The following is an 11,329-nucleotide window of genomic DNA, read 5'->3' as shown; positions in this document are numbered from 1 at the left end:
CTGCGGGCTTTTTTGTGGGTAACTGCTGTTAATTAATGGGCTCGTAGAATCCATTAGGCGGGCGGATATCACCCTTCATGCTAACCAACTGGCTCTTGTCGTTGAATTCAAGAATCATGGTTTTCTTTTCGGCTTTACTGTGGCTGGGCTGTTGCCATTGCACAAAGTACCAGGTGTTTGGATAGCCATTCTCTACCAACATTGGCGGCCCAAGCAGGTATTGCACCTGTTCTTTGGTCATACCAACTTTCAGCTCTTTCACTGCGCTGGCATCAAGAAAGTTTCCCTGATTAATATCAATACGGTACACCAGTTTATCGAATACGGTGCAGCCGGAAAGCGCGGCAAGAATAAGGGATACTGCGGTGATCTGTTTCCAGCCCATGACGTCTTGTCTTCTCTCTATAAAAGGAACCCGATAATAAACAAGCCAGCTCAAGATGTAAAAACTTCGAACTCAACTTTATGCTAAGACTCGTCAATCGCTTGAAAGTTCAGGCAAGGTGACGGCCTTTTAATACTCTCTGATAAGTGTGGCAGGGAAGAGGGATGCTGTGAAGTGTGTAGGGTGTAAGAAAATAACCCCGCCACTGGGTAGCATGGCAGGGTTGGGGGATCATGCGGCTATAAGCAGCTCTTTGGCATTGGCCAGCGTGTGCTCGGTGATCTCGCTACCACCGAGAAGGCGAGCCAGTTCATTAATGCGTGAGCAGTCGTCCAGCGGCACCATTTTGGTGGTGGTTTTGCCTTTGTTGCTCTCTTTGGCGACAAACATTTGCTGGTGTCCACACCCTGCTACCTGCGGCAAGTGAGTCACACACATTACCTGTGTTGATTTACCTAGCTGGCGCAGCAATTTACCGACTATGGCAGCGGTTGGTCCACTGATACCCACATCGACTTCATCGAAAATAAGCGTCGGCGTTTCTACTTTCTGGGCGGTGATCACCTGAATAGCCAGTGAAATACGGGAAAGCTCACCACCAGATGCGACCTTGCCTAGTGCCTGCATGGGCTGACCGGGGTTGGTGGAAACCAGAAACTCGATGTTATCAAAGCCCAGAGGTGACAGTGAGTTTTGCGGGTTGCCGTCGATATCAATATGGAATTTGCCCTTTTCCATGCTCAGTTCGTGCATGCTGGCTGAAATGCGTTTATCCAGCTCTTTGGCATAGCGTTTACGGCTTTTGCTAAGTTTTTCAGCAGCCACCAGACAGGCTTGAAATTTCTCTTCCACTTCCTGACTCAGGCTGTCGAGTTTCTCATCGCTGTTGCTGAATTTTTCAAGCTCTGTCCGCAGTTGCTGGTGCGTTTGATAAAGCTCATCAGGCTGTACCTGATGCTTGCGTGAAAGACGCATCACTGCTGCCATGCGCTCGTCGAGGTATGACAGGCGTTGCGGGTCCATATCTAGCCTGTCCATGTAGGCGGTAACCTCATGACTGGCTTCTTGCACCTGAATACTGGCCTCTTCTAGCATTTGCGCCAGTTCGTTGAAGTGGCTGTCCATGGTACACAGCTCTGCCAGCTGTTGCTGGGCCATTTGCAGAAGTTGCATGGCATTGGTTTCTTCGCCATCTGAGAGGGTCTGAATGACGGCTTGTCCTCCCATGGCGATATCGCCGCAGTTAGACAGTTTTTTATGCTCGGCTTCCAGCTCGGGAAACTCATTTTCGCCAATGCCCAACTCATCCAGTTCTTTCACCTGATATTCGAGCAGTTGTTTTTGCGCTTCAAAGGCTTCTTTGTTTTTTTCCAGCTGTTTGAGGGTGTTTCTCGCTGAACGCCATGCCTGATAGCGTTTGCCCATGGCGGCGATCAGGTTTTGATGCCCAGCGTACTGATCGAGCAGAGTTAGCTGTTCGTCGTTTTTCATCAATAACTGGTGTGCGTGCTGACCGTGGATGTTGATCAGTGTCTGCCCCAATGCGCGTTGCTGTGACGCTGGGACAGGGCTGCCATTAATAAAGGCGCGAGAACGGCCTTCTTTGGTGATCACTCGGCGCAGAATGCATTCATCGCCGTCGGACAGGTCATTGTCTTCTAACCAGCGACGTGCTGCATGGTTGTTTTTGAGGCTAAAAGTGGTGCTGATATCTGCTTTATCTTCATCCGGACGGACCATGGAGGCGTCAGCCCTATCTCCCAAACACAGACCCAGTGCATCAATTGCGATAGATTTACCTGCACCCGTTTCGCCTGTGATGGTTGTCATTCCACCCTGAAAGTCCAGCTCAAGTGTTTTTACAATTGCAAAGTTGTGTATGGTGATGTGCGCAAGCATGATGAGATACCTGTATTAATTAACACCTGTTAATGCATACAGTATACACTGTGCGTACATACAGTAAAGACTGTGGATTTTATGGAAATTAAAAAAATTTGATCCAGATAACAAAAAAGCAGGGGGTGCCTGCTTTTTTGTTATTAATTAGAGAGTTAGTTGTTAAAAGAGTTTGCTGGACCAACCAAGTTTCTTTCTCAACGTGTTGTAATAATTGTAATTTTTGGGATGAATCAGTTTAAGAAATGACTGACTGCGATAAATATGCACTTCTTCTCCGGGGCTGACTGGAAGCGCCACCTGACTGTCACAGCTTACTTCTAGCGGATTACCATTTTCAGGAGAGACGACTAGTTTTATCCGCCGATTGGCATCAACCACCAGAGGCCGGCTCGACAGGGTGTGAGGAAACATGGGAACCAGTGAAATCGCGCTGAGACTTGGCGATAAGATGGGGCCACCACCAGAAAGACTGTATGCCGTTGAACCTGTGGGCGTGGAAACAATCAGACCGTCTGAACGTAGCGAGAAAGCGAAGGTGTCGTCAATGTACACCTCAAACTCAATCATGTGGGCAACCTGACCCGGATGGAGAACCGCCTCATTTAATGCTGAATTAAAACTAACGACCTGACCTTGACGGTTTACCACTTCGGCTTCTAATAAAAAGCGGTGCTCTTCTACATATTCGCCATTTAGTACCAGCCTCAGAGGCTCTTCATACTGTTCAGGATCAAGGTCAGTCAAAAATCCAAGCTTGCCACGGTTTACGCCAATCACTGATACGTCATACTGGGCCAGCACCCTTGCCGCGCCGAGCATATTGCCATCACCACCTACTACAATAGCTAAGTCGGCTTTATCGCCGAGGGTGTGTAAATCAGCAAAACAGTCCTGCGGTAGATCGATCAACCCCTTTAATTTGCTTTCAACGAGGATTTCATATCCTTGATTGCTCAGCCAGTTATACAGACTTTCATGCGTTGCTATGGCCTCAGGGTGTCTTGGTTTTCCCACCAGAGCAATAGTCTTGAAAGGCTTAATCATCCTATTGATCCTAAAACGTTTAATGGCTTGATTATAAGAGAGTGAATCATAGTTGTCGTGTTTTGTCGGTCTTGACGTCTTGAAACGTGATGATACATCCCCATAATATGCACGAATATTTATTTTTTAAGCGACTTGTTAACATTAGTCGCGTAAAAACTGCACTTTGTGGCGGAGATAGCATGAGCGATAAAGAAAACCTTACCCCGGAAGACCTGCAAGACAACGTTGAAGCAGTTGCCGAAGAGTTACTGGCAGACGAAAATGCAGAAGCGATGATCTCGCGAATCACTGAACTTGAAGCAGCACTTGAAGCAAGTGAAGCAAAAGTAAAAGAGCAGCAGGACGGTGTTCTGCGTGCCCGCGCTGATGTTGAAAACATGCGTCGTCGCACTGAACAGGAAATAGATAAGGCGCGTAAGTTTGCGCTTGAGCGTTTCGCTGGAGAGTTGCTGCCTGTTATCGACAACATGGAGCGCGCCGTTGAAATGGCTGACAAGGAAAACGACGCAATTAAGCCTATGGTTGAAGGTGTTGAGCTGACCCTGAAAACTATGAAGGATACGGTTGAGAAGTTTGGCCTGAAAGAGCTTAACCCTGTGGGTGAAGCATTCAATCCTGAGCTGCATCAGGCGATGTCTATTCAGGAAAGTGCTGAGCACGAGCCAAATACCGTTATGCTGGTTATGCAAAAAGGTTATGAGCTGAACGGCCGTGTTGTTCGTCCAGCGATGGTGATGGTATCTAAAGCCTCATCAGCTAATATTGATGAAAAAGCGTAATCACTGATACGCTTTTTCAGAAAAAACCCGCTTCGGCGGGTTTTTTGTTCAGTTCCACTTGAAAGTGAAGAATTCGCCCTTATCTAAGGGACATCGAAAACGAAAAAAATTTCGTTGGTGGGGTTGAAGCTGAAAATGCCAACCCCATATATGAATCAACGCAACAAATAGACGAATTTTGGAGAAAACCAAATGGGTAAGATCATTGGTATCGACTTAGGTACTACCAACTCTTGTGTAGCAGTACTGGACGGTGAAAAACCACGCGTAATTGAGAACGCAGAAGGCGATCGTACAACACCTTCGATTATCGCATATACCCAGGATGGCGAGACACTGGTAGGTCAGCCAGCTAAACGTCAGGCTGTGACTAACCCGGAAAACACGCTATTTGCAATCAAACGCCTGATTGGTCGTCGTTTTGAAGACGAAGAAGTGCAGCGCGACATTGAAATCATGCCTTTCAAAATTGTTAAAGCTGACAATGGCGATGCATGGGTAGAAGCGAAAGGCCAGAAAATGGCTGCTCCTCAGGTATCTGCAGAAGTTCTAAAGAAAATGAAGAAAACTGCGGAAGATTTCCTGGGTGAAGAAGTAACTGGCGCAGTAATTACTGTTCCTGCTTACTTCAACGATGCTCAGCGTCAGGCGACAAAAGATGCAGGCCGTATCGCAGGTCTGGAAGTTAAACGTATTATCAACGAACCAACTGCTGCTGCTCTGGCTTACGGCCTGGACAAAAAAGGCGGCGACCGCACTATCGCAGTATATGACCTGGGTGGTGGTACGTTCGATATCTCTATCATCGAAATTGATGAAGTTGAAGGCGAGAAAACATTCGAAGTTCTGGCAACCAACGGTGACACTCACCTAGGTGGTGAAGACTTTGATAACCGTCTGATCAACTACTTGGTAGATGAGTTCAAGAAAGAGCAGGGTCTTGACCTGCGCAACGATCCACTTGCTATGCAGCGTGTTAAAGAAGCTGCTGAAAAAGCGAAGATCGAACTGTCTTCTGCACAGCAAACAGACGTTAACCTGCCATACGTAACGGCAGACGCGACTGGTCCTAAGCACATGAACGTAAAAGTGACCCGTGCGAAACTGGAAGCGCTGGTTGAAGATCTGGTTGTTCGTTCACTTGAGCCTCTGAAAGTTGCTCTGGCTGATGCTGACCTGTCTGTAAACGACATCAACGATGTCATCCTGGTTGGTGGTCAGACGCGTATGCCTATGGTTCAGGCGAAAGTGGCTGAGTTCTTCGGTAAAGAAGCACGTAAAGACGTGAACCCTGACGAAGCCGTTGCCGTTGGTGCTGCTGTACAGGGCGGTGTACTGGCAGGTGACGTGAAAGACGTACTGCTGCTGGACGTTACTCCTCTGTCTCTGGGTATCGAGACCATGGGTGGCGTAATGACTAAGCTGATTGAGAAAAACACGACTATCCCTACTAAGGCGAATCAAGTGTTCTCAACTGCTGAAGACAACCAGAGTGCAGTGACTATCCACGTTCTGCAAGGTGAGCGTAAGCAAGCGACTTACAACAAGTCTCTGGGTCAGTTCAACCTTGAAGGTATTCAGGGCGCTCCACGCGGCATGCCACAAATCGAAGTAACTTTCGATCTGGATGCTGACGGTATCCTGCACGTGTCTGCGAAAGACAAGAGCACGGGTAAAGAGCAGAAGATCACTATCCAAGCATCTGGCGGTCTGAGCGACGAAGACATCGAGAAGATGGTTCAGGAAGCGGAAGCAAACAAGGAAGCAGATAAGAAGTTCGAAGATCTGGTTTCTGCTCGCAACCAAGCTGACCAACTGATCCACGGTACGCGTAAGCAAGTGGAAGAAGCAGGCGACGCTCTGCCAGCTGACGAGAAAGAGAAGATCGAAGCAGCAATTACTGAGCTTGAAGAAGCGCGTAAAGGCGAAGACAAAGAAGCTATCGACGCGAAAGTTCAGGCGCTGATGGCGGCTTCTCAGAAGCTGATGGAAATCGCTCAGCAGCAGGCTCAGGCTACTCAAGCTCAAGACGCCGGTGCAGAACAAACTAAGCAAGACGACGATGTTGTTGATGCTGAGTTTGAAGAAGTAAAAGACGAGAAAAAATAAGATTCGCTAACGTTTAGAAACGCGCAATTTTATTAAGCACGGGCGTGGGAGAATATCTCCTTCGCCCGTAGTTGTATAAACACAGGTGACAATTAAACAATGTCAAAACGTGATTTTTATGAAGTTCTGGGTGTAGACCGCGATGCGAGTGAGCGTGATATAAAGAAAGCTTACAAGCGTCTGGCAATGAAGTACCACCCGGACCGTAATCAGGGCGATGAAGCAGCCGCTGAGCAATTTAAAGAAGTAAAACTGGCTTACGAAGTGCTGACTGATGACCAAAAGCGTGCAGCTTATGATCAGTACGGTCATGCAGCCTTTGAACAAGGCGGCATGGGTGGCGGTGGCGGCTTTGGCGGTGCTGGCGCTGATTTTGGTGATATTTTTGGTGACGTATTTGGCGACATCTTTGGCGGTGGTCGCCGTGGTGGCGGTGGTCAACGTCAGCAGCAACGTGGTGCTGATTTGCGCTACAACATGGAGCTGACTCTTGAAGAGGCTGTCCGTGGTATAACCAAAGAAATCGAAGTACCCACTTATGCCAGCTGCGAGCCGTGTAACGGTAGCGGCGCGAAGCCGGGTTCTTCACCTCAGACATGTGGCACTTGCCATGGTCATGGTCAGGTTCAGATGCGTCAGGGCTTCTTTGCCGTTCAGCAGACCTGTCCAACCTGTCACGGTCGTGGTCAGATCATTAAAGACCCTTGCGATAGTTGTCATGGTCAAGGTCGTGTTCAGAAGACGAAGACCCTGAGCGTGAAGATCCCAGCAGGTGTTGATACGGGTGACCGTATTCGTCTGTCAGGTGAAGGTGAAGCCGGCCAGTTTGGTGCACCAGCAGGTGACCTGTATGTTCAGGTGCATGTTCGTGAGCACAACATTTTTGTCCGTGACGGAAACAACCTCTACTGTGAGGTACCAGTCAGCTTTACGATGGCTGCACTGGGCGGAGAAGTAGAAGTCCCAACGCTTGACGGCCGTGTCAGTCTGAAAGTACCAACAGAAACGCAAACGGGTCGTCAGTTCCGTATGCGTGGCAAGGGCGTGAAGTCAGTGCGTGGCGCTGGCGTTGGCGACTTGATTTGTAAACTAGTTGTCGAGACACCAGTTAACCTCAGCAGCAAACAGAAAGATCTGCTCAAAGAGCTTGAAGAGTCTTTCGGTGGCAGTGCCGCGAAAAAGCACAAACCAAAATCTGAAGGTTTCTTCAATGGTGTGAAGAAATTCTTCGACGATTTGACTAGCTAATTTTGACTTAGCATCGTTCTAGGAAAAACCGGCTCTGTTAGCCGGTTTTTTTATCTCTAATGATTAAATCCAGCACCTATCGTTAACAATGTCATTGTTATCACTATCTTTATTCGATGTTTCTGACACAGCGTTGATTATCAGGGCATAGCATTCATCTTTTTGCTGGCGAGAGTCCTGTTTTGGTGTCGCAGTAATAATGTAGGCATTGTCACCAGAACCAGAATTATTTATCGAGAAGTTGTATTCCTCTGAAAGTTGGCATCGACTGCAATTCACTGCATTGGGATAAGTATTATTCTCGGTGTAGTGTTGCTCTGCCCATACCTGCAATTGATAGAGGCTAGTTTGCGCCCTATTTCTCTCCGCTTTTACTAAATGGTTTGTGTATGCAGGCACTGCCACTGTTGATAAAGCACCCATAATAAGTATGACGACCAGAAGTTCGAGTAGTGTCATACCTTGGCATGTATTTCTATTTTGTTTTGACATTAAACCCCTGCCTTAGTCGAAGAGATACACTCAATCAATGACCAATTTTTAGACAATGATAAGCTGGGTGCGACTAGTTTTTTATGCTGGGTTTAATTAATGCGAGTTAATTCAGGTAAAGGCTTTACCGCCCTGGAAATGATCATCACGATGAGTGTGATAGCGGTGCTGAGTGCAGCTGCCGTTCCTTCTTTTATCCAAGCTCAGAAAAAAGCACAACTCAAAGTCGCTGCGCAGGATTTAAAAGCCACTCTTGATATCGCTCAGTCTGAGACGATAAAAACAAGAAAGCCCATTTATGTTGCTTACATGGCACCAGATGGCAATAGCGGTTGTATTTTGTCGTCTGATACAAATGATATTGATGCACTTACTTGTGCAGAGACGAGTAAAGGGTTACCAAAATTTCACTTTGAGCATTATTCAGGTATCGAGCTGAATAACCCCCCAGAGCGGTCGAAGATTCTGTTCTATTTCAAGCCCCAAACAACACAACCTTCAGTAAATATCAGTCTTACACTCGCATTGTCGGTTGATCCCAGTGAACAGGCGGGTGTTCTGGTTCGACCTTACGCTGGGCTGAAAGGATGCAGTAGTAGCCAGTTCAGTTCGTGGACAACCTGTCCTTCTAGTGAGGAAGGAGCATGAAAAAACAAGCGGGCTTTTCTTTGGTCGAGTTAATGGTTGGCAGCGCTGTTAGCCTTATCGTTATTGCAACCTCTGTTGCTGCTCTCACTTCTAGTATGTCGATAGGGAATGAGCAGTTACAGAGAGACTATTTAACCTCTCAGCTCAATGTGATTGCCAATATGATGTCTCAGGAAATTTCTAGAGCCGGCTATTGCTTTGATTGTGGTGATGATAATCCTTACATCATTCACATCGAGGATAGTGGCGCATCAACGATCGTGATAGATGACTTAGCCAGTAATTCCACCGGAGACTGTATTCGTTTTGCCTACAATCATGACTCAAGAGCTGGTGTTGAGACGAGAGGGTTGGATGATCTCAAAGGTTTTCGACTTGACGCTAATAACGGCTTAATCGAGATTTATGAAAATTATGATGGGGTGAATAACTGGCAATGCAACGGCCGCAATTGGATGGATATCAATTACAACCGTTTAAAGATCACCGCTCTCTCCTTTAACAGGAAAGCATTGAGTACTTCCGGGGAAGACAGCACTGTCCAGCAGATTGAAGTCACACTGACAGCTGAGGTACGCGAAATGCCGGACATTTCGGAAACTCTCAAATTCAATGTCACAGTATGGAACGTGGATAGCTAAATGAATAAGTTTAAGCAGCATGGGCTGGGAACCTTAATGGTGGTCAGCGGAATTGCAGTCATCATTGCTGCGTTTTCTGCGGTGGTGGCAAAATCTGGTTTTTCAGAAGTTAAAAGGACGCAGGCTATTGTTATTTCGGCGCGAGAGGGTGGGGTAGCCAAAGCAGGGCTCCAATGCGCTGCAGCCCTTATTCAAAATGACAATCTTAATCCCAATGATGAGAACTTTATTGATAGCCTTGATAGTTGCAAGGAGACAGTAGGTGTCAGCTATCAGATCAACGACAGTGAACCTTGGGTGTTAACCTCTACTTTTAAAAATGCATCGTTCAAGCTGCTCATGGCGGCATCGGGCGGCGGTGGCGCAGCGACTTTTAAGACTACAGGTGATGTAACTTTCGAGGGGGCATTCAGCTGGGTGCCTGCAAGGCTAGAATTTGAAAAGACAGTCCATCCCTTTGATTACTATAAATGCAGTTCGATAATTGCAGGTGGCGATGTGACGATAGGTGGTGGGTTTCAGTCTGGACTTCAGCGGGCTGCTAGTAGCTTAGACAAGTGTATAAGTGGTTATACCACGACTGTTGTTACAGAAATGACCAATAATTTTGGGGCTGATATCCAACATGGGGTGGATATTAATAAACTCAACTTCTTCCAGGAAACCTTCAATAAAGATGCATCAAAGTGGCAGAAGGTTAGAGAATCATTTGATGAAAAATTTTCTTCCCTGGGAGATAAGTGTGGTCAAACGCTCAATGATTTAATGACCAGCGGTGAATACAAAGACAAGAGTGAAATCCGAATATGGATAGATGGGGACTGCCAGTTAGATGGTTTAAAGAAAGAGGGGCATCCCCCAAATCTCAACGCTTTAATTGTAATTAAAGACGGCGCTCTGGGCAGTCATGGTGCTATTGGTGGTGTAAATGCCTCCTTCTATCTTTTCGATCATCGCGAAAATAGTGACGATAAAGGATTTAATTATGGTTCCTCGTGGCTTGATAAAAATGGCAATTGCAAAGAAGGGCCTCTAGAACAAGTCTGCACAGCGAAGATTGACACAATATCTAATGAGGATTGGAAACGGATGCCATTTCTGTTTGTTGGTTCGTTCGATACCAATGGCTTCTTTATTGTTGATGTGGAAGGGTCTTACTCTCATATTTTTGCAGGTTTTGCGCCAAAATATGATGATGCATTTACAGGGGACAACCCAAATGGCGGCGTGCCGAAGATTGTAAAAGGGAGCTTCCATGACTTCTAACCGGGGTTTCTCATTTATTGAGATACTGATTGCTCTTGTGGTGGTCACTATTTCTGGAGTTGGCTCTATGAAGCTCTATAGCTACATCGAGCAGTTGAAGGGAGATGCGATTCATACGTTAAGAGCACAGCAAGTTGCGCAGCAACAGGTAAGTTTGCTGCAGACAATTAATACACAGGGACAAAACTGTACATCAGATGAAGGAGGTGAGGATATAACTCTCGATAATGTCGAGAATTGCAGTATATCTCTGGAGCAAAGCTCACCATTTGAAATAGAGACATCTGTAGAAAACATATTAAGCGACACCGATGGCACTTTCGGAAAGCTTCTGCAGGTGAAAGTGACTTGGGATGACAGAGCGGGGAACCAACAGAGCGTCACTATGCTCACAATGGTATCAAAGTTCAGCAACTTGATTACTTAATGGTCGCTTGAGCCACAAAGCACATCTTTTTTGTATTTTGCTATTGCCACAAAGATAAACCTCTCTATAATGCCGCCTCACTGACGCAGAGGCGGTATCCAAAACTGGATATCATTTAAACCTCACTCTCGTAAGAGACAAGTCAACAAGACATTTTGAATGAGTGCTTCAAACCTCAGAAAAACATCAAAATTTCTTCTTGACTTAAACGTCGGACAGCGTAACATACGCAGCCCTGACGAGATGAAGCCAAGCGCTTAATCAGTCAACGTTCTTTAACAATTTGACCTATGCAATCTGTGTGGGCACTCGTGAATGATAGACAAAAGCTTATTTGTCTTCACTCCTTTTTGGTCTTCACTTTTATAAAGTGAAAATAAACAGG

General features: G+C 46.5%; 11 protein-coding genes. 7 read left to right on the top strand and 4 right to left on the bottom strand.

The genetic code is table 11. From position 1 onward, the window contains the following. Positions 1-28: 28 nt before the first annotated feature. The 3 genes from bamE to nadK all read right to left on the bottom strand — a co-directional run bounded on the left by bamE (position 29) and on the right by nadK (position 3,331). Positions 29-385 (bottom strand): outer membrane protein assembly factor BamE, encoded by a 357-nt coding sequence (gene bamE, locus A8L45_RS22760; protein ID WP_068905639.1) that lies wholly within the window; start codon positions 383-385, stop codon positions 29-31. Between the two features lie 231 nt (positions 386-616). Then, positions 617-2,284: a DNA repair protein RecN gene (gene recN / locus A8L45_RS22755; RefSeq protein WP_068905638.1), complete on the bottom strand. Its 1,668-nt coding sequence runs from the start codon at positions 2,282-2,284 to the stop codon at positions 617-619. A 162-nt stretch (positions 2,285-2,446) separates the two neighbouring features. Then, positions 2,447-3,331, bottom strand: coding sequence for an NAD(+) kinase (gene nadK, locus A8L45_RS22750; protein WP_068905637.1), 885 nt, complete (start codon positions 3,329-3,331; stop codon positions 2,447-2,449). Between the two features lie 182 nt (positions 3,332-3,513). Here nadK and grpE point away from each other — a divergent pair, with 182 nt between their 5' ends. From grpE to dnaJ, 3 genes are all read left to right on the top strand, one after another. Beyond that, on the top strand, positions 3,514-4,113 hold the full coding sequence (gene grpE / locus A8L45_RS22745) for a nucleotide exchange factor GrpE (RefSeq protein ID WP_068905636.1): 600 nt from the start codon (positions 3,514-3,516) through the stop codon (positions 4,111-4,113). A gap of 192 nt (positions 4,114-4,305) precedes the next feature. After that, positions 4,306-6,222, top strand: a complete 1,917-nt coding sequence (dnaK, locus tag A8L45_RS22740; RefSeq protein ID WP_068905635.1) for a molecular chaperone DnaK — start codon at positions 4,306-4,308, stop codon at positions 6,220-6,222. A gap of 99 nt (positions 6,223-6,321) precedes the next feature. Next, positions 6,322-7,470 carry a molecular chaperone DnaJ gene (gene dnaJ / locus A8L45_RS22735; RefSeq protein ID WP_068905634.1) on the top strand — a complete coding sequence of 383 codons (1,149 nt, stop codon included), beginning with the start codon at positions 6,322-6,324 and terminating at the stop codon, positions 7,468-7,470. A gap of 63 nt (positions 7,471-7,533) precedes the next feature. Here dnaJ and A8L45_RS22730 read toward each other — a convergent pair whose 3' ends face one another. After that, on the bottom strand, positions 7,534-7,962 hold the full coding sequence (locus A8L45_RS22730; RefSeq protein ID WP_068905633.1) for a type IV pilin protein: 429 nt from the start codon (positions 7,960-7,962) through the stop codon (positions 7,534-7,536). Between the two features lie 99 nt (positions 7,963-8,061). Here A8L45_RS22730 and A8L45_RS22725 point away from each other — a divergent pair, with 99 nt between their 5' ends. Genes A8L45_RS22725 through A8L45_RS22710 form a run of 4 tightly spaced genes read left to right on the top strand, consistent with a single transcriptional unit; the run spans position 8,062 to position 10,944 of the window. Further along, positions 8,062-8,610, top strand: coding sequence for a pilus assembly FimT family protein (locus tag A8L45_RS22725; protein ID WP_068905632.1), 549 nt, complete (start codon positions 8,062-8,064; stop codon positions 8,608-8,610). Continuing rightward, entirely contained in the window at positions 8,607-9,251 is a 645-nt protein-coding gene (locus tag A8L45_RS22720; RefSeq protein ID WP_068905631.1) for a PilW family protein, read from the top strand. Before A8L45_RS22725 ends, A8L45_RS22720 begins: the two co-directional genes overlap by 4 nt. Further along, positions 9,252-10,517 (top strand): hypothetical protein, encoded by a 1,266-nt coding sequence (locus A8L45_RS22715; RefSeq protein ID WP_068905630.1) that lies wholly within the window; start codon positions 9,252-9,254, stop codon positions 10,515-10,517. Continuing rightward, positions 10,507-10,944, top strand: coding sequence for a type IV pilus modification PilV family protein (locus A8L45_RS22710; protein WP_068905629.1), 438 nt, complete (start codon positions 10,507-10,509; stop codon positions 10,942-10,944). The genes A8L45_RS22715 and A8L45_RS22710 overlap by 11 nt, the downstream gene beginning before the upstream one ends. Positions 10,945-11,329: the final 385 nt, after the last annotated feature.

Source organism: Veronia pacifica (assembly GCF_001707825.1).
GTDB classification, from domain to species: Bacteria; Pseudomonadota; Gammaproteobacteria; order Enterobacterales; family Vibrionaceae; genus Veronia; species Veronia pacifica.
The sequence above is the reverse complement of the archived record's forward strand: the minus strand, read 5'-3'. Positions and strand labels throughout refer to the sequence as shown.

Bases quoted from the DNA above. Each gene is read 5' to 3' on its own strand.
- bamE (WP_068905639.1), bottom strand. From the start codon at position 385: ATGGGCTGGAAACAGATCACCGCAGTATCCCTTATTCTTGCCGCGCTT.
- recN (WP_068905638.1), bottom strand. From the start codon at position 2,284: ATGCTTGCGCACATCACCATACACAACTTTGCAATTGTAAAAACACTT.
- nadK (WP_068905637.1), bottom strand. From the start codon at position 3,331: ATGATTAAGCCTTTCAAGACTATTGCTCTGGTGGGAAAACCAAGACAC.
- grpE (WP_068905636.1), top strand. From the start codon at position 3,514: ATGAGCGATAAAGAAAACCTTACCCCGGAAGACCTGCAAGACAACGTT.
- dnaK (WP_068905635.1), top strand. From the start codon at position 4,306: ATGGGTAAGATCATTGGTATCGACTTAGGTACTACCAACTCTTGTGTA.
- dnaJ (WP_068905634.1), top strand. From the start codon at position 6,322: ATGTCAAAACGTGATTTTTATGAAGTTCTGGGTGTAGACCGCGATGCG.
- A8L45_RS22730 (WP_068905633.1), bottom strand. From the start codon at position 7,962: ATGTCAAAACAAAATAGAAATACATGCCAAGGTATGACACTACTCGAA.
- A8L45_RS22725 (WP_068905632.1), top strand. From the start codon at position 8,062: ATGCGAGTTAATTCAGGTAAAGGCTTTACCGCCCTGGAAATGATCATC.
- A8L45_RS22720 (WP_068905631.1), top strand. From the start codon at position 8,607: ATGAAAAAACAAGCGGGCTTTTCTTTGGTCGAGTTAATGGTTGGCAGC.
- A8L45_RS22715 (WP_068905630.1), top strand. From the start codon at position 9,252: ATGAATAAGTTTAAGCAGCATGGGCTGGGAACCTTAATGGTGGTCAGC.
- A8L45_RS22710 (WP_068905629.1), top strand. From the start codon at position 10,507: ATGACTTCTAACCGGGGTTTCTCATTTATTGAGATACTGATTGCTCTT.